Here is a 23,432-nt window from a genome sequence, read left to right as displayed (position 1 = left end):
ATAGTTCAACTATAAGGCGGTTTCTATGCATTGATTCAAGTATACTAAATGCAAATAAAAATAAGTTCTATATTTATTATTACTAATAATTCAAATAAAGGAGTTTCCCTAAATATCAATTTTTCAAGCGATAATATGAAACAAGTTGGTCAAGATATATCAAATGTTAATCTGACAAAATAAACATATTATGGATTTAACCATGCGATTTCTAGTTTTTCATTACTTATAGAGATTCAGTTAAACTGTTGGCTACGCTTGCATTTTTCATTGTATTCAGGATCTTTTTAATAGTAATTTAGCAGTATTTTTTGTTTTATTTATAAAGAAAGTCATATTTATTAAGGTTTTTAATAATACAAAAATACATCCTTTTCCAACCAGGAACATCTTTCGTTGTTTTGATATCCTTTTTCTCACAACTCAGAAATTGTTTCTTCCTCCACAAATCACCCCCGTCAGTATGCCAAAAATGAATGGATTTATTAAACTCCTCAATGTGATTGTTTTTCATTTCGCCGATAGTAAAATTAAGCTAGACAACTAAATAAGTCATTTGTGTTACACTCAAAATAGTTCCGACCAAAGAATTATAAGGAGTGAAGACAAATGACCTATACTCATCTTACACCAAATGAACTTGTGATGATAGAAGCTTGTTTTACCTTTTACGATGGCTTCTAAGACTTTAAATCGTTCTAGACAGACAATCTACAATGTTTACAACTTTCTGAAACAAGGAAAATCTATCTGTGACTATTACCAACAATATAAAGAAAATAAAACGCGTTGTAGTCGACAATCCATTCATTTGCCTACAGAACAGCATGATTACATTCAAACCATGGTGGCTCAGGGATGGACATCTGATGTGATTATTGGTCGAGCTGAGTTTCCTATTTCATGCTCTGTTAGAACACTTTATCGTCAGTTTAAAGCCAATCAATTTGATTGCTCAATCCTACCAACGAAAGGGAAACGAAAGCCCAACGGGCATAAAGAACGTCGCGGAAAGCAAGCAGCTAAACGCAATATTTCAGAACGATCCACTGACTACCCTGAATTCCAACAGGAATTTGGGCATTTAGAAGGTGACACAATTGTTGGCGTTCATCATAAAAGTGCCATACTCACTCTAGTTGAACGCCTTTCAAAAGTGATTATTACATTAAAACCCGAAGACAGGAAAGCACGAGATATTGAAAAAGCGACAATTGATTGGCTACAAAAGATTCCCAAAAACTTGTTCAAATCCATTACCATTTGATTGTGGAAAAGAATTCTCAAACTGGAAAAACATGAGTAACGCCACTGATATTTCCATCTATTTTGCGGATCCAGGGGCACCCTCACAACGAGGGTTAAATGAGCATTCTAATGGCCTATTACGTAAAGACGGACTGCCTAAAACAATGGATTTCAACCAAGTTGACCAAGCGTTTGTTTCGGCTGTCGCCTCCAAAAGAAATCACCTACCAAGGAAATCTTTAAATTACCGAACACCATTAGAAGTATTTTTGAGTTACATAAATGAGACACAATTGTCTAGTTTAATTTGACAAATCAAATATAATAAAATTACTTCCAATAAAAATCTGTTTATTCTTATTTTAAATTAACATTTTAGATAGTTTTCACGGAAGTACTTAGAGCTTTTAGCGCATATATTGGTAAAAAGTCCGTTGCCAATCCCTCTAATTGTACGGTACTTAAAACAGGAATTAGTTGCTTTGATAAGTTAAGGCAAAATGTGATCTTTGATTAGCATAAAAATCGTATCTTAACATGAGATTAGACAATAATATGATTCTCTTTCACAAAAATTTATAACCATTGATACGTTGCATCGTCATCCTCATCATCTAGCACCGTTAAAATCGCTTCTACTGATACATCCTATTGCTGAAAAAACATTCGGTATTGTACATAAACTTTTCTAACCGACAGCGACAGATCAAACAAGGAAAATGTCGGAAATTTAACACCAAGATAGTAAAAAAGCTCCACTTAAGATAGTTCATGTTCAACAAAGTGATTTACAGCACTATATACTTCAGCAGTAAACTGTTGTTTGATATATTCGGTAAAGGAATTGTTTATAGTTAAACCAGCTCCTTGGTTAAAATCATATTAGCTACTAGAATAAGAAATCCGTTATTTACGTAAGTCTATTTATTAATAGCGATCAAATGAATAATAGTTTTGTATCTAACTCATTCTTTTTCTTTTTGAAACTTCCAGCAATATGATAAGTCATATTATTTGATGATCCTGTATACGCCCTCTACCTTTAATTGAGAGCGATTAGCTGACTCATTCATGCTTAATATATTTTAATAATAAAATATTCACTTTTTATACAGGATACAAACTCCCGCTTTCACAGAAACTATTTTAGTTCCTATATTTTATCAACAATCTATTCATGAAACTTGTTTAATTAATTTTTTATTTTAAACTATATCTTCTTTTCTCTTCACAGAAATAATAAATGAACTTACTATAAAGATAACAGCGTATACAGTCATTATGCTAATCGATTTAAACGGAACAGTTCCATTGTTTATATACCCTACAGCTAATTCTCTAAAATGATAAGTAGGAGTTAATTTAGATATTGTTTGCAACCAGCTAGGAAATTGATTTGTTGGAAACCATAATCCTCCCAAAATTGCCAATATCAAAAATAATAAATTTGAAAACACAGATGCTGTTTTTTCATCTTTAAAATTTGTTATGATAGTTCCCAAGCTAAGAAATACTATAGCTCCTAATAGTAAGAATACTCCCGATAAAAACCATTGAACAAAGGTTAAATGCACACCTCTAAACAAGAAACCTACTAGAAATACTAAACCAATTGAAATAACAGACAAAACAATCATCTTAAAAATTTTAACCAGATAAATGTAACTATCTTTCACTTGAAATCGATATAATATATTTCTCCAGCCATTCTTTTTATCTTCTATAATTTCAAAAGGAAGAGTAAATATAGAAAAACTGGTCAAACTAAAGGTAGTCATAGACATTAAATATTCTTTTGCAAAAACTCTTTGTGCCTCTTCATTTGGAATCTTAATCATTGCAGTAAACAATAAATAAAATGCTACTGGGCATGCCAATACTCATAAAAAGATATTTTTTATTCCGGCTCATTCGTATAAATTCTATTTTTATCAGCTTAATCATATGCCACCCCCTCTATAAATTCTCCATTAAATATGGTATCTAATAGAGATGTATTGGTTATTTCTATCTCTTTAAAAGGAAAACCTGCTTTCATTAGTTCTTTAATAACCTTATTAGTTTTTTCTGATTCAAAATGTAACTCAATCAATTTATCTGCCTTAATCACACTAATAGAATTAGCAATAATAATATCTTGTAGCTCTTTTTTAAATTGTGTAAATAATTCACTATCAAAATAAATTATTTTTTTCGCATTCATCATTTTTAAATGGTACGGTGTTTCGTCTGCAATGAGGCTCCCGCTATCAAGTAATAAAACCCTATCAGAGCAATAATGTACTTCCTCAATATAATGAGTTGTAAATATTATGGTTACTCCTTTTTGCTTTAATTTTTTAATGCACTCCCAAAAATGATATCTCGTTGTAGTATCCATACTTGACGTAGGCTCATCAATGATTAAAAATTTAGGTTGGTTAATAATAGCCAGACAAAAATCAAGTAACCGCTGTTGTCCACCAGATAATTTAGAAGCAAATTGGTTCATTTGTTCTTTTGAAAAATTCAAAATAGCATGAATCTCTTCAATAGAAAGTGACTCATCAGTATAACCGTATACAAAGTGAATTAGTTCATTTACTTTTACATCATCAGGAAAGTTAGTTTTTTGAGGTAAAAATCCAATATCTTTTGTCATACATCCAATTACTATATTTCCCTCATCAGGAAAGTATTTACCCATAATTATATTCAATAGAGTACTTTTACCAGCACCATTTTTCCCTAGAAGGGCTACACATTCATTTTCTTTTATTGAAAAATTAATACTATTTAAAACTTTTTTTTGCTTAAATTGTTTACATATATTTTCAGTTGAAATAATATCCAAAGCATATCCTCCTTATATTATTAATTCTTAACTTTAACATTCTCTTTTGATAAGGCCAACTTCTAACTATTAGGATAAATTACAAAATTTTTGACTGTAAGTGTTTAACATGATGAACTTTATATCTACATTTTCAAGTAAATAATTAATGCTCTCTAATTTTGTTTCTACCCTAATATTCATCTTTTATTCTATAGATAAAACTAATGAACTACTTAGTCCATCATACAATACCTCCCACAAACAATTTTGGTTAAACACAAAATATTTTTTATATTAAAATACAACTTCATTCATTCGTTTAACTTCTAAATAGAACATCTATTTACTGGTTCAAATAACAAAAAATTAACTAATTTTAAGAAATAACTCTCCTATGGTTAATCTACTACATAGCAGTAATATATTATAACTAAGGATAGCCATAATAATGTTCCGTATTTATCAACAAGAGCCAATCAAATAAAGGAGTTTACTTGTATCATTGTTCTTAGGGTGTTATCCTGAAAATTAATATAATTTTAGATAGCATTAAAATGACAAACTTTCGTCATTCTAATGCTATCTGTATACCACCTGAAATAATTCTTAATAATACACAAAAAGTACTGCTAATAGTTCTAATACTTACCCAGTTGTCGAAAAACACAGTCCTATTGATCTTGTTTTCGTTGCTCCTCCCGTGTCCCCAATAACTAAAAAAATTCCACGGATAAGTTAACGATCCCCACATCTAACTTGGCCGTAATTGACTTATTCCGTGAACACTTTTTTAATCGGTTTTCATTGTTCTATTAAGATTTCATTTTTCACCATAAGAAATGATAAATTTAAAACTAGCTTTGTTAAAATTAGGATTCGCTAATGAAATATAAGATTTTTCTGCACCTTTACTTACTAATGGTAATCTCATCATAACCCGAAAAAACAGTTGATTAGCATCGTAATCGGATGGCTTCTTAGTTTTATGTTGCTTACTTTTCTGAATATGAAAAATACAGTTAGTTTCTAAAAACAAGAAAATGCTCCAGTGGTTGACTAAACAATTTGATTTCTTGTAACATCTAGTGAATGCAATGTAAATCATATATGCAAAGATTAGTATTTAATGAGAAATAATAATATTTCTAACGCTTTAATGTTTTTATTTCATAAAATTGTTCATTTATAGTTGCTGTCTTTAATTTTTTAGTAAAAAACCTTTTTTGTGTCTAATACAGTAGTGATTTCTAAAAATATCTTCTACGTAACAGACATAATTAGTATACCTTCTGCCTTATTATTGATTTAGAAAGAAAAAAATAAAAGTTATTAATTAGCTCTTATTTTTAGTCCTTCAATAATGGGTTGTGTCTTTTTTTAGTCATTGTGGTGAGTATTCCCGTAAACAAGGCTTATTCTTCTAACAATTAACAGCCTGACACTTAATCATCTGATTCATGTCTTCTATTTTTATTAAAACATGTTTTTTTTACTTTTACTTTGGGTTCTACTTTCTTTATAGCCACTTTTATATGAGGAACAATTTCCCCATTATCATCTACTAGAAAACCGTTATCCGTAACATGAAATTGTTCATCAATAATCAGTTGTTTGATATTTTTTTGAATCGGCTTATAGGTAATATTCTCTTTAATTAATGGGGTTGCGTATTCTTTAAGGTAATGGATCATTTGTTCACTGGATTCTTTATCTGTTGGAAATTCAAGCTTATAAGCGGCCATGCTTTTTATATTAGGATAGTTCTTAAATATAATAAAAGAAGCAGTCTCTACTGACTCTTCTACACCTAAAGAGTCTAGCAGTCTTTGTCTTAGAAAATCAATTTGATGATTGAGCTCTTCTTCAGTCTTTCTTTTTTTAAATTGAAGTCGTTGAATTTCTTGAGAAAAATATTTTGAACGATCTTTGCTTTTTTGAATAGTTTTCTCTAATTCTATAGCCAATGCTTCTATATCCAACTGCTATTCCTCCTAACCATCAATGCTCAATTTAGTTGGTTCCTTACAAATTATATTATAGTACAGATTAAAAAATAACAATAGAGATGTCCTATTTACCTTTACTTCCGAATATTTAACATAACTAATAATGCATTAAAACAAGTAGTCCTAAAATCGGTTGATACCAGGGCTACTTGTTTTAATAATTTGATAGTGACTATGTCAATTAATCATTAATTTAAGCTTATTTACCTTTTTTACGATTTATAAAAAAATAAATAAGACCTTGTACAAAATTAGAACCCCCAAAAATAAAGCTAAACATAGTAATCGCACGACTAAGAAGAGATTGGTTATCAAAAAAGAACATACCTATAAAACCAGCAAAAAATAAAATGCCACCAAAAATTAAAGACATTTTATAAAAATTAAGTTTGGAACAGTTTTTCATGTATTTACTCCTCTAATAAAAAATAGTATAAAATCACATTGTTTTCAAATTGAGTTAAGTACACGCTATTGTATAAAAGCTTTCTCTCAATCTAGTTAAACTTTTCTTACAAAAATTAGATATTAAAAATAGAGGGCTAATTTATAATAGTTTTTAACTTCCCCGTCCATGTAGATTCAATAAAAATTAACTTTTAAATCAACTAATAAGTATCTTAACCCATGATTTTTATGGCCTTAGCTAGACTATATTTCTAGGGATAGATAGTTCTTAATATTGATTAACTCTTTCTCTTTTTTGGAACTTCCAACAATAGGGCACGTCGTATTCTTTAATGAACCGGTAAACATCTTCTACGCTTAGTTGTAAACGATGCGCTAACTCATTCATGTTTAGATACGGGTATTTTAGACAGAGTTCCCGTAATAATTTCACTCTGCTATTCTGCCATTCAATTTCACGCTGTGTATGGCGCATTAACAAGACTCCTTCCGTAGGGCGCTTTTACTCGTCTGAAAAAGGCGGTTGCTTCGTATAATAGATTGACAAAAGGTGCATGACTTTTTTTCGTCACACACCATCTGCCATCCTGTTCACTATATCCACTGTTGTATTCGTTAATTCTTAATTAATAAAGTTTGCTTTTTTTAACGATTTTAGTTTAGACGCTTCGTAATTATAGAGACTATTTAGCGTCTACAGTGGTAAGTAGTTTTAGTTATCCTAACTATTAATAGTAATTTCTATTTTTTAGCATTAGCTACATAAAGTTTATTTAGATCAGACATCAATTTACTATAATTAGTTTGATCATTGTACATATCAGCATGACTAATATTACTGTTATTAAACGTACTTATAACGTTATCGTAACTACTGAAAGTTGTGTTGCCACGATAAACAAAAATTGTAGTTGGTGTTGTAAATTCTAAGTTTAGTAACTTAGCTACTTCTAAGTCTATTAGTAACCAGTAAACACTTGTTCCTGCATTTGCATAGTTATATGCGTCATTTAATCGAGCTCTAGTGCTGTTAATATATGCTTCAGGGGCAGATGATTGCGCTAAATAGAACTCTGCCAATGCTTTAATAGCATAGATAATATCTTTGTTATTTTTAATAGAATTAATTTCTCCTTGGCTTAATCCTGATGAATAAGGAGCAGCTAATTTAATTAGTACGTTTTTATCTAAATCAACACTACTACTTAATTCAGAGTTCAAAGCTGTTAAAATTTTTAAATTATCAATATAGTTTAGAGAACTAATTAAAATATTAATATTAGTTTCATCTGCTGAACTACTTCTCAATATACTAATAAATTCAGCTTTAGATTCTTCTAATCGATAATTATAATCTTTCGCTTCCGCCGCTTTAGTTATGGTATCAATCTGAGCACCTGAGGTAGCGTCGTTGATTTGGTTAATATATTCTGTTAATTCAGTACTACTTAAAGTCGTTAACTGAGTAATCTTCGCTATCGCTTCTGCTTTTGGCTTTCCTATGATACTATCATTGTCTCGCTTAATAGCTTCTTTTCGTATGCTTGCGACTAAATCTGCCGTAGTTGCCATGTTGATCTGATTCATAAAGGCCGTTTTTTCTTCATCAGCTAATTCAGTTAAGGCAGTGATATCAGCTTGAGCGGCTTTTTTAACTATTATGAAATTATTTTTGGTTACCGCCGTATCCTTAGCAAAGTTAATTGCTTCTGCCGAGGTCGCATCATTTACTTGTGTGATAAAGGCCGTTTTTTCCTCGTCACTTAATCCGGTTAAAGCGGAAATAATTAATTTCGCCGTGGTGGCCGCGTTCACTGTTTCTAGACTATTGCCGATCGCTTTCGCTTCTGCTGCTGCTTGGATAGTGGCAACTTCATAAACTGTTGTTGCAGCATCAATTTGATCCGCCAAGGTAGTTCTTTCTACCTCACTTAATCCGTGTAAGATATTGATGGCAATTTTAGCGTTAGCTTTCGCTAATGAGAGGGCATTTTCTGCCGCTAATTTTATTGCATCATTTTGCGCTTTCACAATGCCATCACCCGTGGTCGCTACATCTACTCGGGCCGTAAAGATGGCTTTTTCCCCACTACTTAAATCCGTTAACGCATTGATTTTCGCTTTGGCATCGGCTTTAGTGCCATTCAATACTTTCGACATGATTGTATCAACCATCTGTTTGATTTCATCGGCAGTAGTTGCAGCATTGACTTGATCCAGTAAGTTGGCTTTTTCTTCATCATTTAAACCAGGTAAGGTCGAAATTAATGTTTTAGCCGTGTTTAATGTTTGCGCTTCTTGCAAGACTTGGTTTTCATTCGCTAGAATCGTAGCTGTTTTTTGGGCTTGTGCTATTTCTTCTGGCGTCTTTGCCGCGTCAACTTGGGCTAGTAAGGTCGCTTTTTGGGTATCATCTAAATCTTTTAGGGCATTAATTACCGCTTTCGCCGCTGCTTTTGTGGCGTTATTTTGAATTTTTATCACTTCATCAGGAGAGGTTGCTAGTGCTATCTGATTGATAAAAGCCGCTTTTTCAGCTGCATTCAAGTCAGATAGAGCCTCAATCGCTGTGGTTGCAATAGTTTGTTGAGCTTTTAAGGCTTGATGATCACCCGCTAATTTAGCGGCATCAATTTGTAGTTTCGTTACATCCATTGCGGTAGCAGCCACGCTTACTTGTTTGTTCAAGGCCGCTTTTTCTTCATCACTCAAGCCGGTTAGGGCTGTAATCGCCGCTTGGGCTTCCGCTTTAGCAAAAATCAATTGATTTTCAGTTGCTAGTTTAGTCGCAGCTAATTGTGCTTCCATAATGCCGTCGGCGTCCAGTGCAGCTGTAACTCGGGCATTAAAGATGGCCTTTTCCTCACTACTTAAATCCGTCAAATCATTAATTTTTGCCTGTGCAGCAGCTTTGGCGGTCGTTAACGCTTTAGCAGTCGTTGTATCAATCAGCTGTTTGATTTCATCGGCAGTAGTTGCGGCGTTGACTCGGGTCATAAAGGCCGTTTTTTCCTCGTCACTTAAATCTGTTAGGGTTGAAACGACGGCTTTAGCGTTAGTTAAGGTTTTCGCCGCTTGTAAAACTTGATTTTCATTGGCTAGCGTGACCGCATTCGTTTGGACTTGCGCCACTTGTTCAGGCGTCGTAGCTTGATCAACTTGGGTCAAGAGGCTAACTTTTTCCTCGTTGTTTAAATCCGACAAGGCGGAAATAGCTACTTTCGCATCCACTTTTGCGGCAATGAGCCGATTATTGGCGGCGGTCGCTTGGGCTTCTGCTTGGATATTTGCCAATGCCTGCGGAGTTTGTGCTATATCCACTTGGGATAATAAGGTCGTTTTCTCTGACGTATTCAAATCCGCTAACTCATTGATGGTGGCTTTAGCCTTGGCTTTATCAAGCGTAAGCTGGTTTTCTTCTGCTAATTTAGTCGCATCGATTTCGGCTTTCTTAATACTATCCACCGTAGTCGCCGCAGTGACCCGATCTAAAAAGACATTCTTTTCGCTCGTACTTAACTGTGGTAAAGCATTAATGGTCGCCTTCGCTGTTTCTTTTGTGATGGTTAAGGCTTGAGCAGTAATCGTAGCAATTTCGTCAGGGGTGTTTGCTGCGTCTAATTGCGTGATAAAGACCTCTTTTTCAGCAGCATTTAAATTAGGCAGAGTAGCAATCATTGCTTTGGCATTGGTTAAGTCTTTCGCCATTTGTAAAATTTGGTTTTCACTCGCTAGCGTAACCGCATTTGTTTGGATTTTAACCACATCCGCAGGTCGTGTTGCCGCCTCAACTTGCGCCAGTAGGGTGGCTTTTTCTGCAAGGCTCAAATCTACTAAAGTATTAATAGTGGCCTTTGCGGCGGCTTTAACGACATCTAATTGACTCCCAGGGTCTTTTGCTACTAGCGTATTTTGAACAGCAGTCACCTCAGCTAACGTGTTTGCTTGATCAACTTGGGCTAACAAGAGGGCTTTCTCCGCCACTCCCAAGGTAGCGGCATTAATGGCCGCTTTTGCGGCATCTTTAGCAATACTTAATTTATTTCCAGTATCTTGGGTGGCGGCGTCTTTCGCTTCAGCCGTCATTTGAGCCAGTGCAACCGCCGCCATGCTTGTAGCCTGTTCGACTTGGTTAAGCAGGTTAGTTTTGTCCGCTGCATCTAAGTTGGTTAGGGCATTGATGGTGGCCTTCGCAACTACTTTCGCGTCATTTAGTTTCGCTTCCTTCACTGCGGTATCTTTAGTTTGTGCAGTGTTTTGTGTAGTGGTGACATCTGCCAAGGTAGTTGCTTTGTCAACCTGATCTAGTAGGGTGTTCTTGTCAGCTTCGGTTAAATCAGTAAGCGCGTTGATTTGATCCTTCGCAGCTACTTTCGCGTCATTTAGTTTCGCTTCCTTCACTGCGGTATCTTTAGTTTCTGCGGTGGTTTGTGCAGTGGTGACATCCGCCAAGGTAGTCGCTTTGTCAACCTGATCTAGTAGGGTGTTCTTGTCAGCTTCGGCTAAGTCAGTAAGCGCGTTGATTTGATCTTTCGCAGCGGCTTTGGCGTCATTTAATTTTTTCGCTTCCTTCACTGCAGTATCTTTAGTTTCTGCGGTGGTTTGTGCAGTGGTGACATCCGCCAAGGTAGTCGCTTTGTCAACCTGATCTAGTAGGGTGTTCTTGTCAGCTTCGGCTAAGTCAGTAAGCGCGTTGATTTGATCTTTCGCAGCGGCTTTGGCGTCATTTAATTTTTTCGCTTCCTTCACTGCAGTATCTTTAGTTTCTGCGGTGGTTTGTGCAGTGGTGACATCTGCCAAGGTAGTTGCTTTGTCAACTTGATCTAGTAGGGTGTTCTTATCAGCTTCGGCTAAATCAGTAAGCGCGTTGATTTGATCCTTCGCAGCGGCTTTAGCGTCATTTAGTTTTGTTTCGGCATCTTTCGCTTCCGTTGCTTTCGTTTGAACAGCGGCTACAGTATCTAGTGTTGTTGCACTATCGACTTGGGCTAGTAAATTTGCTTTTTCTTCATTACTTAAATCTGTCGCGTTAATGGTCGCTTTTGCGGCATCTTTCGCTTCATTTAATTTTGTTTCAGCTGCTTTCGCTTCCTTCACTGCAGTATCTTTAGTCTCTGCAGTGGTTTGTGCAGTGGTGACATCTGCCAAGGTAGTCGCTTTGTCAACCTGATCTAGTAGGGTGTTCTTGTCAGCTTCGGTTAAATCAGTAAGCGCGTTGATTTGATCCTTCGCAGCTACTTTCGCGTCATTTAGTTTCGCTTCCTTCACTGCGGTATCTTTAGTTTCTGCGGTGGTTTGTGCAGTGGTGACATCCGCCAAGGTAGTCGCTTTGTCAACCTGATCTAGTAGGGTGTTCTTGTCAGCTTCGGCTAAGTCAGTAAGCGCGTTGATTTGATCTTTCGCAGCGGCTTTGGCGTCATTTAATTTTTTCGCTTCCTTCACTGCAGTATCTTTAGTTTCTGCGGTGGTTTGTGCAGTGGTGACATCTGCCAAGGTAGTTGCTTTGTCAACTTGATCTAGTAGGGTGTTCTTATCAGCTTCGGCTAAATCAGTAAGCGCGTTGATTTGATCCTTCGCAGCGGCTTTAGCGTCATTTAGTTTTGTTTCGGCATCTTTCGCTTCCGTTGCTTTCGTTTGAACAGCGGCTACAGTATCTAGTGTTGTTGCACTATCGACTTGGGCTAGTAAATTTGCTTTTTCTTCATTACTTAAATCTGTCGCGTTAATGGTCGCTTTTGCGGCATCTTTCGCTTCATTTAATTTTGTTTCAGCTGCTTTCGCTTCCTTCACTGCAGTATCTTTAGTCTCTGCAGTGGTTTGTGCAGTGGTGACATCTGCCAAGGTAGTCGCTTTGTCAACCTGATCTAGTAGGGTGTTCTTGTCAGCTTCGGTTAAATCAGTAAGCGCGTTGATTTGATCCTTCGCAGCTACTTTCGCGTCATTTAGTTTCGCTTCCTTCACTGCGGTATCTTTAGTTTCTGCGGTGGTTTGTGCAGTGGTGACATCCGCCAAGGTAGTCGCTTTGTCAACCTGATCTAGTAGGGTGTTCTTGTCAGCTTCGGCTAAGTCAGTAAGCGCGTTGATTTGATCTTTCGCAGCGGCTTTGGCGTCATTTAATTTTTTCGCTTCCTTCACTGCAGTATCTTTAGTTTCTGCGGTGGTTTGTGCAGTGGTGACATCCGCCAAGGTAGTCGCTTTGTCAACCTGATCTAGTAGGGTGTTCTTGTCAGCTTCGGCTAAGTCAGTAAGCGCGTTGATTTGATCTTTCGCAGCGGCTTTGGCGTCATTTAATTTTTTCGCTTCCTTCACTGCAGTATCTTTAGTTTCTGCGGTGGTTTGTGCAGTGGTGACATCTGCCAAGGTAGTTGCTTTGTCAACTTGATCTAGTAGGGTGTTCTTATCAGCTTCGGCTAAATCAGTAAGCGCGTTGATTTGATCCTTCGCAGCGGCTTTAGCGTCATTTAGTTTTGTTTCGGCATCTTTCGCTTCCGTTGCTTTCGTTTGAACAGCGGCTACAGTATCTAGTGTTGTTGCACTATCGACTTGGGCTAGTAAATTTGCTTTTTCTTCATTACTTAAATCTGTCGCGTTAATGGTCGCTTTTGCGGCATCTTTCGCTTCATTTAATTTTGTTTCAGCTGCTTTCGCTTCCTTCACTGCAGTATCTTTAGTCTCTGCAGTGGTTTGTGCAGTGGTGACATCTGCCAAGGTAGTTGCTTTGTCAACCTGATCTAGTAGGGTGTTCTTGTCAGCTTCGGTTAAATCAGTAAGCGCGTTGATTTGATCCTTCGCAGCTACTTTCGCGTCATTTAGTTTCGCTTCCTTCACTGCGGTATCTTTAGTTTCTGCGGTGGTTTGTGCAGTGGTGACATCCGCCAAGGTAGTCGCTTTGTCAACCTGATCTAGTAGGGTGTTCTTGTCAGCTTCGGCTAAGTCAGTAAGCGCGTTGATTTGATCTTTCGCAGCGGCTTTGGCGTCATTTAATTTTTTCGCTTCCTTCACTGCAGTATCTTTAGTTTCTGCGGTGGTTTGTGCAGTGGTGACATCCGCCAAGGTAGTCGCTTTGTCAACCTGATCTAGTAGGGTGTTCTTGTCAGCTTCGGCTAAGTCAGTAAGCGCGTTGATTTGATCTTTCGCAGCGGCTTTGGCGTCATTTAATTTTTTCGCTTCCTTCACTGCAGTATCTTTAGTTTCTGCGGTGGTTTGTGCAGTGGTGACATCTGCCAAGGTAGTTGCTTTGTCAACTTGATCTAGTAGGGTGTTCTTATCAGCTTCGGCTAAATCAGTAAGCGCGTTGATTTGATCCTTCGCAGCGGCTTTAGCGTCATTTAGTTTTGTTTCGGCATCTTTCGCTTCCGTTGCTTTCGTTTGAACAGCGGCTACAGTATCTAGTGTTGTTGCACTATCGACTTGGGCTAGTAAATTTGCTTTTTCTTCATTACTTAAATCTGTCGCGTTAATGGTCGCTTTTGCGGCATCTTTCGCTTCATTTAATTTTGTTTCAGCTGCTTTCGCTTCCTTCACTGCAGTATCTTTAGTCTCTGCAGTGGTTTGTGCAGTGGTGACATCTGCCAAGGTAGTTGCTTTGTCAACTTGATCTAGTAGGGTGTTCTTGTCAGCTTCGGTTAAATCAGTAAGCGCATTGATTTGATCTTTCGCAGCGGCTTTGGCGTCATTTAGTTTTGTTTCGGCATCTTTCGCTTCCGTTGCTTTCGTTTGAACAGCGGCTACAGTATCTAGTGTTGTTGCACTATCGACTTGGGCTAGTGAATTTGCTTTTTCTTCATTACTTAAATCTGTCGCAATAATGGCCGTTTTTGCGGCTTCTTTCGCAAGTAGTAACTGGTTCGCATCATCTTGCTTATTAACAGTGACTTTCAGGGCTTGGAAATTTGCTTGCGCTTCTGAAATATGTTCCTCTAATGCATTTATAGTTTGGGTTAACTGGCTAATATTGGCCTTTAACGTAGTAATTTGATTGGTCAATTCGTTTAGTTTTTTCTCATCATTAGCTAATTGGGTAGCAGTATCGGCGGCTGCTTGCGCATTATTTGCTTGACTTGTCGTTGGTACAGCAAGACTATTTAATTGCTTTTGCGCTTGCTCTAGCCGGGCTTGAAGATCCGTTATATGCGTTTGTTGCTCCGCTTGTTGCTTGGTTAGTTCTGTGACAGTATTTGTTGCTTGAACAACTTGTTCTTGTAACTCGTTTAATTGGGTAGCGTTGGCTGTAGTTGCCTCTAGTTCTGCTTGGATAGCCATTAATTTATCTGTTAATGCGGACCGTTGGTCTACTTGTTCTTCGGATAGGTTTTCTAACTGGACAGTTAGTGCTTGCTTTCCAGTCGTTAAATTCGTCACTTTTTGTTGAGTGACTTGCCACGCCTGTTCCGCAGTGGCTAATTGTGTGGCAAGATTCTCTTTTTCTTGTTGAGCTGTCGTAAGTTGATTATTCGTTTCGAGCAAGTGATTTTTTTGTAAGCTTAATTCTTCTTGTAACTGCTTAACTTGTTGCGTTAGATCGCTTTGTTGCTGGGTTAATTCCGCCGCTTTAACACTATTTGCTTGATTGACATCCTTCGTCAAACGTAATTCTAGCTCTTGCTTTTCTTGTTCAAGCGCTTCTTGTTTTTGTACTAAAGCAGCCAATTCTGCTTGCATTTCTAGCAAGGCTTGTTTTTTATCCGCTAAAGTTGTTGGCGCATCTACTTTAGCTTGGGTTAAATCAGTTCCTTGTTGGTCATTGCTCGTGCTTAACTTATCTGCACCATTAGAGATCGGTAGGCTTGGGGTAGAACTTACCGCTGTTTTGGGTAAATCAGAAGTTTGGTTAGCGAAAGTCGCACTAGGGTCTACTTTATCTGCTGGAGTTAGCTGAGCTTCTTTTACTATTTCTCCCTGTTGATTCGTCACTTTAATATGTGATCCATCAAAACTAATGGTGGTTCCTACCGGAACATGGTATTGGCTACCGTCTTCAAACCCATTGAGCTCCATCAATTTTTGCCATTTAACATTTACTGCTAGGGAAATATTATAAAATGTATCACCTTCTTCAAAAGTATAACTGGATTGATTCGCCGAAAGCTTAGCTTGAATACTCTCGACAGAATTAGCAGTCCATTCCGCCGCATGGACGGGTTCTGTATCCGTTAATATTAGACCACCTAAAACTAAAGAAGAAAATAGAAGACCTTTAATAATCCATTTTTTCCCTTTTTTATACATTTTGGCACGATATTTAGGTTCATTAGCTCGTATATTAGCCTGAAAATGTGCTTTTTTCATTACCAGGTACCTCCTTAATAAAATGTTAATAAATGTTTTGTCATATTTGTACATAAAAAACTTCTAAATAATTAACTCTTTCATAGATTTTATTATTACTAAATGTTGCCAATAGATATGCTGAATTTCCGGATAAAATCAATGAACCTTCGATCTAATAACAGAGTCACTAACAAGCGAGAAAACAGTTTCTAACTATTTTTTTATCGTTTCAATTATTTTAACTCCCTTCATACTAATACGACATAGAATCCGACTTCCTATTCTTCAGAAAGATTTGTTTAACTGCTTAAATAACAGAGTAGAGAAACAAATCAATAAAAATAGTTCAACTATAAAGCAGTTTCTACGCATTTATTCAAGTAAACTAAAAACAAATAAGAATAAATTCTATATTTATCATTACTAATTATCCAAATAAAGGAGTTTCCTTACATATCAGTTTTTCGATTGATAACATGAAATTGAAATAAATAGGCAATGTATAATGTTAATTTGACAAAACAAACATATTCTGCTTAAGGGGATGAAATGGTATTTAATACTATAAAAAAGTACTGTCGTAGTTTGACAGTACTTTACCATTGATTGCTAGTTTTTCATTACTTATAGAGATTCAGTTAACCTGTTGGCTACGATTACATTTTTCATCGTATTCAGGAACTTTTTAATAGTAATTTAGCAGTATTTTTTCTTTATAAAGAAAATCCATAATTATATACAACTGGGTTTATCTCCAAAAAATATATTGATTTTACGTAATCAAAGTCAACTATCAATTTGGTCATAATTGGTCTTGTTTTTATACAATTTAGTCTGTTAGTATCCCTTCAAAAGAATTTCTATTTCTTTGAAATGTTGATACAACGGTATTTAAATGTATCGGAATGTACATAAATATAGAACGATATTTCTCAAAACATCAAACTAAATCTACAATGAGAACTGGAAATGTTGATTAACAATAATGGCGGAACGCTGTATACGGAGAAACTCGCACGTACAGCATGGCATATTAAAAAATGTTGAGAGCGAACTATTATTAAATAGGTTAATATACGCTCAAAGGTTTGCCTATTGCTATAGAATGGGCGTATTTTAGAAAAATATAATTGTAAATTAGATATTGAAAATTCAGAAGTATTATCTATAAAAACAAGTATGATTTGACGGACAACTAACATTATGTTAAATTAAATTTAACATAATGTTAGGAGATGATAGTCATGGAAACTATAGTACGTAAAATAGGCAATTCTGTGGGGGCTATTTTCCCAAAAGGAATTTCTCCAGAAGTAGGAGATGCTTATACAATTTTTAAAATTGATGACACATACATTTTAAAACCTAAAAGAGAAGATATATTTAACAACGATGCAGATTGGAAAGGTTTTAGAGATTCTGTGGCTGTAGAAGATACAGAATGGGATACAATGAAGTTAGAAGGGAAAGAATACTAAATGGATTACCCAAAACAAAGGGATATTATTTGGATAAACTTTGACCCTTCAAAAGGAAAAGAAATAAAAAAACGAAGACCAGCTTTAGTTGTGAGTAAAGATAAGTTTAATGAGCGTACTGGTTTTTGTTTAGTTTGCCCTATTACTTCTACAAAACGAAGATTTGCAACATATATAGCGATAAAAGATCCTCAAAAAATAGCAGGTGATATAGTTACACATCAGCTTCGTTCAGTTGACTTCATGAAGAGAAATATAGAAAGAATTGAACAATGTGATTTATTAACTTGGGTTAACGTAGTTGAAGTAATCGGTATGTTCATTTAACAACAGTTAAGAATATGAAATAGATAAGTAACCTCAAATAACTATTTGAGGTTACTTTTTTAGGTAAGCGCTGAACCACAGAGTCCCTAGACGACTTTTAGCCCAATTGTTATTCTACAATCAGGCTAAAGTTGTTTTTCAATTATTTACACTTTTCTTGAACGCTTATTGCCCATGGTAGGTACGCATCCAAGTGCTCTCTGGTAAGAACAGGCATGTTTGGCAGCTCCTCAAATAGGTACTGAAGATACTTCGTACTGTTGAGACCATTAAGTTCAGCCGTTTTAATGACACTTAGGATATCTCCTGTTGTCTGCGCGCCGCTCAAGCTGGTAGAAAATAATTGATTCTTTCTACACATGACCATTTCCTTGACCAACCGCTCACTTTGATTGTTCGTCAACTCCAGACGACCGTCTTCAAATACCCGCTCCATCGAGGGTCGATATTTTCCCATGTATTGGATAGCTTTATACAGTTTCGATTTTGGGACAGCTGGAATCGTTGCGATATAAGAAAAAAGTTGGTTGAGTAATGGTCTTAATTCTTCCTCTCGTTTTTGAAGACGTTCCTCTGGAGACAGATTCTTCCAGTCTTGCTCTTTCTTGAAACAAGTTTTAAAGACGGAGAGAACATAAGCAGCTGAATGTTCTGTTTCTCCTTGAGCCTTTGGCATGGCTTAATAGAATTTCCTGCGAACAAGAGCCCAACATCGAACGGTGTAAATATTCGGGAGGTCATCATAGCCAGTATAACCGTCACAATGAAGATATCCCCATAGGATTTCAAGAAATCTTTGGGAATTCCCTTGCTACGTGTCTCACTATGATGATAGATTGCGACTGGATATTTTTTCTGAAGAGAGCTACTAAAAATCCAATAATAGGTGGTTGTCTTATTGCTTTCTAGCACTAGATAGGTCGTTTCATCTGCGTAAGCAATGTTCCTCTTTGATAATTCCTGATGAAATCGTTCAACTACAAGAGATAAGTAGTCTTGGCTCACTCGAATATGCCAGTTCGAAATATTATCTCGTGAAATATTCAAGCCTAATTGTTGCCAATACTCTTCCTGCCGATAGGCAGGAACCTTTTGCTTAAATTTCAAGCGAATCGTTTCGGACACTACGCTTGGTGAAGCCAAGCTATTTTGAAGAAGTGGCTTTGGAACAGGTGCTTTCTTTAGAGAAGTTTCTCCTGTTCGTTCACTCGCTTTTCAACAATAATTATGTTGAACATGTTGCAGCATTTCGATTCGTGCTTAATGGAAGGCAATTTCATCTCGAACCTTTTTCGTTCCCATGTCAATCATCATGGTTCCGCAGTGAGCGCAAAGTCGGTTATCTTCTGACAGCTCATGATGAACTTCTTTTGTCGGGAAATCCGCCAATTTCTTTGCTTTCAGCCCTTTTCTTCGCTGATGAGTTTTGATGGTGACCTCTTCTGCAAGAGGTTGTGGAGCTGTAGGTACATTAAATAGATTCAAGCTCATCTGACCAGAGAGTTGTTCTGGCAAGGACTCCTTGGATTTTCCATAAAGTTTATTGGTCAAATAAGCGATTTGTTCTCTGAGTAATTGTACTTCTCCAGTCAGTGTCTCAATTACTTTTGATTGTTCTTGATTTGCACGCATTTGTTCATGAAGCATAGCGATTAATTATGTGGTGGATTCGTTATTTTCATTTTTATCATTTGCTTGATCTAACAAGTAATCACACCACTTTCTAAATATATATTCTGTTATTATTATACCATTAAACAGACGCAAAAAGAAGGAGAAACCGCATGAAATCACTGTTTCTTGCCGATTCTCCTTTGTTTCTTTAAATTAAAAAATGCAACATTTCCCAACAGAAATTGCTTTGGGTTGATCGATGCTTAATCCTTCCAATAACCATCGAATCTGTTGGTGCGTAAGGCAACGAATTTCTTTTTTGATCTCGGCCAACGAAGTTGTCCTTGATCCAATCGCTTGTATAAAAGAAGGAAACCATCTTTTTCGTAATACAACATTTTGAAACGATCTCGTCTGCCGCCACAAAATAAGAAAAGAGCATCGTCGTACACATCCAAATTATACTCATGCTGGACGATGGCAGCCAGGCCATCGATTCCTTTCCTTAGATCTGTTTTTCCGCAAACAATAAAGATATGAGCGACTTTTTGATAATCAAGTATCATGAGCCATCAGCTCCTTCAAGACCGTCCGCACAAGATATTGACTCGCGCCATTGTAGATAAAGATGTCATGCATTTCCGCTTTGATTTTTATTCCTATTTTAGCAGGAAGTGCGCGTTTTTCTTGCGGCTGACCCTCGAGCTTAATGGCAACGACCTCTTGTTTTTCTTTCATAAAGCAACCACCTCCGATTTGTACTTGTATTGTCAGTATAGTCGGAAGTGGTTTTTGATTGTAGGTAGTCAGTGGTTCGGCGCTTACGGAGGAAAGATAAATAAGTTGAAGAAAATAAAACGAATGATGTTTGGCCGTTGTCACTTTCAAACATGAAAAAAGAACAAACCACCCGTTCACACGGGTGGTTTTGATTTATTACCTAAAGTTTGAAGTTGGTTCAAATTACCATATAAATTAATTAATGTATTAAATTCTTCTTCATCAAAAAATTTTGTCTGACCAACTGAGAACTCCTTAGCTACCTCAATAGCAAATTTAGTAGCAAGAGAAATATCTTGTTCATGACTTGCCCCGGTTCCACTCCCAGGAACTGTGCTATTAGCTGTGATTGCGACACCTACAACTGGTACATTGGTTGCAACAGCTGGTTGTAAAATCGAATTTAAATGGTAAACTCCATTGCCATAAGGTGTAATATCTTGAGTTGTAATAGGGAAAGAGATAGGTAGCTCGCCAGTCACCATACTTAATAATCGAACTAAATCATCACTCACACGTAAAATATAACCTTCTTTTACAGTAGGTGAAATAGCAATTCCTTTATGATTAATAATATTATTTCCTTTAGTAGTATCAATTGAAAGAATGGCATCCATATCATTATTAACTTCATATTGATTCATTGTTAAAATATCAACTGGAGACCCCATAAAATCAACTGGTTCATGGGGTTGTGTTGGAGCATTTGGACAAATGTGAGTCGTGATAATCACATCCCCTTCCAAAATATCACCTTGAGTTTGCATATCTTTTAATTTTAGTGCAACAGACAAAGCACTAATTGCCCCATCTGCATCAGATACTAAACCAATACGATTCGGCCTAGCTCCAATTCCACCTAAACGACCTATAACACCAAGTGTTGGCGTTGTTCCACCTGTTGACTTGCCTGATTTTCCTTTTATCAATACTTTTACAAAATCAGTGTGACCTAAATCTCCTTCTACTCTTTTTGATTCAAAAGTAATATTTGAATTATCCGTAAAAAGATACTCAAAACTACTTCCTGTTACAAAAGAACTATCCATTAAATTATAAATTTCTAACACTTGTTTTAGCGCCATAAAAAAACTTCCTTCCTATCATAAATTTAATTACTTTTTTAGTGTTAAATTCATATAATGAAATAACTACTAAAATAAGGAGACTTATCATCCATGCTAAAAACCTTAACTCACTCTTTCAAAAGAATAAGTTATTAAAGAAACAAAACGTGGGATTCAACAAGTTAAAGAAAATGGTTGGTGTTATAGCGTCGAACTTTATACTGCTGATGTGGTTGCGATTGCTGCTCCGATTTTTTTTGATACAACAATTATTGGTTCGATTACAATTGCAATCCCTTCTTATCGCTTAAATAAAGAAAAAAATTCTGAATTTGGTAAGCTCTTAGTAGAAAATACGACTGAATTAAGTCAACTTCTAACAAGTAGAAATCTAGATCTTTCAACGTATCATTATTACTAATATTTCCCTATCCAACTCATCATTTCTTCTAATCTTTGTACTCTAAAATTAGGAAAACCTGACCGTGATAATTCGTGATTAGATTTAGGGAATCTAACAAATCTACTTTCTTTTCCTAAATATTTTAAAGCAACAAAAAGTTGTTCGGCTTGTTCCATTGGACATCTATAATCTTCCTCAGAATGTAAGATTAATAAAGGGGTTTCTATATTATCCACATAGGCTATTGGAGATTCTTCCCATAGCTTTTGTGGATTTTTTATGTCTGAACCACTTTCACTCACATTAAAGAAATAACCGTTATCACTTGTACCAATCATACTAACTAAATTAACCATTGAACGTTGAGTTACACCGGCTTTAAAACGATGGTCACGTGTCACTATCCAGTTGGTCAAATAACCTCCGTAACTGCCACCAGCAATATACAGTTGATTAGAATCAATTTCTGGAAACTCAATTAATGCTTGATCTAATCCAGATAATAAATCTGTATAATCTTCTTTTCCATATCGATTAATAACTCCATTAATATGCTTTTGACCATAACCAAAACTACCTCGTGGATTTAGGAGTAAGACAACGTATCCTTCTGATGTCATATACTGAACTTCATGATGAAAAGTACTAGCATGCATTGTATATGGCCCTCCGTGGATATTTAAAATAAGAGGTAATTTTTTATCTTTATTGTGTCCATTTGGAAAAGCAATAAAACCTGGTATTCTTCCGCCATCATTGGCTACATATTCAACTTCGTGATAATCAGCCCAACTTCTTAAGACACCAGATTTTTTCAATATATGTTTCTTATTATCTTCCAAATCTACAATAGAGATTTTAGTTGGCTCTTTTGGAGAAGTAGATATTAGCACCATTGTTTCAGTTTGTTTAGACAAATCAAAGTCCACTACATGTTCTAAATCATAATGTACTTTTGTTACTAATTTTGAATCTATGTCTATAGAGTAGATAGCCACTCTTCCTTCTACAGATACAAGGAAAAGGACTTTGTTTCCTTTTTTATTCCACTGAACTTGGCGATTTGTATTTAGAAGTTTATAATCACTTACACCAAAATCAGTCACTTGAACATCTTCTTTTTCTAAAATATTCTCAAGTTTTTTCTTCTTTAAATCATAATGAAATATTCTGAATTCATTAGAAGTTAAATAAGGTAAGGAATTCCCAATCATGACAATTGATTCATTGTTAGGTGAAAAAACAGGTTCTCCATATGCTCCTGTTTCAGTTGTGATAAGCTCCCAGGTTCCATGATGTATATCTAATACAAAAACTCCTGAATCGAAATTAAATGGATTATCCTTTTCGATTCGTCTTTCAAGAGCTAAATAGTTTCCATCAGAAGAAATATCAGCCGGTAATTTTAAGCCATAACCTTGATTATAGTCACACATTATTTCTGCCTGTGTTTCATTAATACCTTGAAAACACCATATATCTTCCTCACCAGTTTGAATTAATCCGCGACCATTCATTTTATATCTTAAATCATCTGTTATATAAGCTATTGGTAATTTCTCATCATAGTTTGTTTTTTTATCTTCATTCCAATAAAGATTCTTTTCACCTAGATTTCCAACTGTCCCAAAATAAAAATGCCTGGTATCTGGATGCCATAAAATATGTTCCACACCATATTTTGTAAAAGTTTGTTGTCTAACTTTTTTATTTTTTAAATCATATAAATAAGCTTGCGCAGTTCCTGTTCTATTTGATAAAAAAAGAATAGAATCACCTGATGAGGACCATTTAGGGTAGTAGTTACTACTACATGGAGGAACTATCTCAATTTCTTCATTAGTAGTAGTATTAAAACTTATAATGCTTGATAGATAGGTGTTTTTTTCTTTTGAAACTACTGTTTTAACATAGATAAATTCATTTTGGTTCTTCGGATTAAAATCCGGTGCTGAAAATAACGGTATTTCAAACATATCATTAATTGTTATTTTTTCTTTATACATAGAAGCCTCC

16 protein-coding genes and 2 pseudogenes are annotated in these 23,432 nt (G+C 35.8%); 4 read left to right on the top strand and 14 right to left on the bottom strand.

From position 1 onward, the window contains the following. The first annotated feature begins 609 nt into the window (after positions 1 to 609). A pseudogene (locus tag IGI80_RS11310) lies at positions 610 to 1,559 on the top strand (IS30 family transposase). Between the two features lie 894 nt (positions 1,560 to 2,453). Here the strand turns inward: IGI80_RS11310 and IGI80_RS11305 are convergent. The 7 genes from IGI80_RS11305 to IGI80_RS11275 form a co-directional block, all read right to left on the bottom strand. After that, a complete protein-coding gene (locus tag IGI80_RS11305; protein ID WP_438723512.1) occupies positions 2,454 to 3,086 on the bottom strand; it encodes an ABC transporter permease in 633 nt (210 codons plus the stop codon). A gap of 98 nt (positions 3,087 to 3,184) precedes the next feature. Further along, a complete protein-coding gene (locus IGI80_RS11300; RefSeq protein ID WP_438723510.1) occupies positions 3,185 to 4,081 on the bottom strand; it encodes an ABC transporter ATP-binding protein in 897 nt (298 codons plus the stop codon). 802 nt (positions 4,082 to 4,883) lie between these two features. Next, complete coding sequence (locus IGI80_RS11295; RefSeq protein WP_438723508.1) at positions 4,884 to 5,099, bottom strand: hypothetical protein; 216 nt, start codon at positions 5,097 to 5,099, stop codon at positions 4,884 to 4,886. A 406-nt stretch (positions 5,100 to 5,505) separates the two neighbouring features. After that, positions 5,506 to 6,042, bottom strand: coding sequence for a hypothetical protein (locus IGI80_RS11290; protein ID WP_438723506.1), 537 nt, complete (start codon positions 6,040 to 6,042; stop codon positions 5,506 to 5,508). A gap of 226 nt (positions 6,043 to 6,268) precedes the next feature. Beyond that, on the bottom strand, positions 6,269 to 6,442 hold the full coding sequence (locus IGI80_RS11285; RefSeq protein ID WP_438723504.1) for a hypothetical protein: 174 nt from the start codon (positions 6,440 to 6,442) through the stop codon (positions 6,269 to 6,271). A gap of 303 nt (positions 6,443 to 6,745) precedes the next feature. After that, positions 6,746 to 6,952 (bottom strand): hypothetical protein, encoded by a 207-nt coding sequence (locus IGI80_RS11280; protein WP_438723502.1) that lies wholly within the window; start codon positions 6,950 to 6,952, stop codon positions 6,746 to 6,748. 266 nt (positions 6,953 to 7,218) lie between these two features. Further along, entirely contained in the window at positions 7,219 to 15,765 is an 8,547-nt protein-coding gene (locus IGI80_RS11275) for a LysM peptidoglycan-binding domain-containing protein (RefSeq protein ID WP_438723501.1), read from the bottom strand. Between the two features lie 1,226 nt (positions 15,766 to 16,991). On the opposite strand from IGI80_RS11275, the gene IGI80_RS11270 reads away from it, so the two are divergent. Both IGI80_RS11270 and IGI80_RS11265 read left to right on the top strand, forming a co-directional pair. Continuing rightward, positions 16,992 to 17,225, top strand: a complete 234-nt coding sequence (locus IGI80_RS11270; RefSeq protein ID WP_438723499.1) for an AbrB/MazE/SpoVT family DNA-binding domain-containing protein — start codon at positions 16,992 to 16,994, stop codon at positions 17,223 to 17,225. Continuing rightward, positions 17,226 to 17,552: a type II toxin-antitoxin system PemK/MazF family toxin gene (locus tag IGI80_RS11265; RefSeq protein ID WP_438723497.1), complete on the top strand. Its 327-nt coding sequence runs from the start codon at positions 17,226 to 17,228 to the stop codon at positions 17,550 to 17,552. A 142-nt stretch (positions 17,553 to 17,694) separates the two neighbouring features. On the opposite strand, the gene IGI80_RS11260 is transcribed toward IGI80_RS11265, so the two are convergent. The 6 genes and pseudogenes from IGI80_RS11260 to IGI80_RS11235 form a co-directional block, all read right to left on the bottom strand. Then, positions 17,695 to 17,913: a transposase domain-containing protein gene (locus tag IGI80_RS11260; protein WP_438724245.1), complete on the bottom strand. Its 219-nt coding sequence runs from the start codon at positions 17,911 to 17,913 to the stop codon at positions 17,695 to 17,697. A 12-nt stretch (positions 17,914 to 17,925) separates the two neighbouring features. Next, positions 17,926 to 18,677 (bottom strand): annotated as a pseudogene (tnpC, locus tag IGI80_RS11255) (IS66 family transposase); the annotation flags it as partial. 135 nt (positions 18,678 to 18,812) lie between these two features. Continuing rightward, positions 18,813 to 19,199 carry a transposase domain-containing protein gene (locus tag IGI80_RS11250; protein WP_438723496.1) on the bottom strand — a complete coding sequence of 129 codons (387 nt, stop codon included), beginning with the start codon at positions 19,197 to 19,199 and terminating at the stop codon, positions 18,813 to 18,815. Between the two features lie 230 nt (positions 19,200 to 19,429). Further along, the gene (gene tnpB, locus IGI80_RS11245; RefSeq protein WP_438723010.1) at positions 19,430 to 19,732 is read right to left on the bottom strand and encodes an IS66 family insertion sequence element accessory protein TnpB; all 303 of its coding nucleotides are present in this window, start codon (positions 19,730 to 19,732) and stop codon (positions 19,430 to 19,432) included. Continuing rightward, the gene (locus IGI80_RS11240) at positions 19,722 to 19,904 is read right to left on the bottom strand and encodes a hypothetical protein (protein WP_438723494.1); all 183 of its coding nucleotides are present in this window, start codon (positions 19,902 to 19,904) and stop codon (positions 19,722 to 19,724) included. Before IGI80_RS11240 ends, tnpB begins: the two co-directional genes overlap by 11 nt. A 176-nt stretch (positions 19,905 to 20,080) precedes the next feature. Beyond that, on the bottom strand, positions 20,081 to 21,031 hold the full coding sequence (locus IGI80_RS11235) for a DUF1177 domain-containing protein (protein WP_438723493.1): 951 nt from the start codon (positions 21,029 to 21,031) through the stop codon (positions 20,081 to 20,083). 133 nt (positions 21,032 to 21,164) lie between these two features. On the opposite strand from IGI80_RS11235, the gene IGI80_RS11230 reads away from it, so the two are divergent. Next, entirely contained in the window at positions 21,165 to 21,434 is a 270-nt protein-coding gene (locus tag IGI80_RS11230; RefSeq protein WP_438724244.1) for an IclR family transcriptional regulator domain-containing protein, read from the top strand. Here the strand turns inward: IGI80_RS11230 and IGI80_RS11225 are convergent. After that, positions 21,431 to 23,422, bottom strand: a complete 1,992-nt coding sequence (locus IGI80_RS11225) for a prolyl oligopeptidase family serine peptidase (protein ID WP_438723491.1) — start codon at positions 23,420 to 23,422, stop codon at positions 21,431 to 21,433. The genes IGI80_RS11230 and IGI80_RS11225 overlap by 4 nt on opposite strands. Between the last annotated feature and the right edge of the window lie 10 nt (positions 23,423 to 23,432).

This window comes from Enterococcus sp. DIV1420a (assembly GCF_051712165.1).
In the GTDB taxonomy this organism is placed as follows: domain Bacteria; phylum Bacillota; class Bacilli; order Lactobacillales; family Enterococcaceae; genus Enterococcus; species Enterococcus faecalis.
Note: the sequence above shows the minus strand (reverse complement) of the source record. Positions and strands in the feature narration are given on the sequence as shown.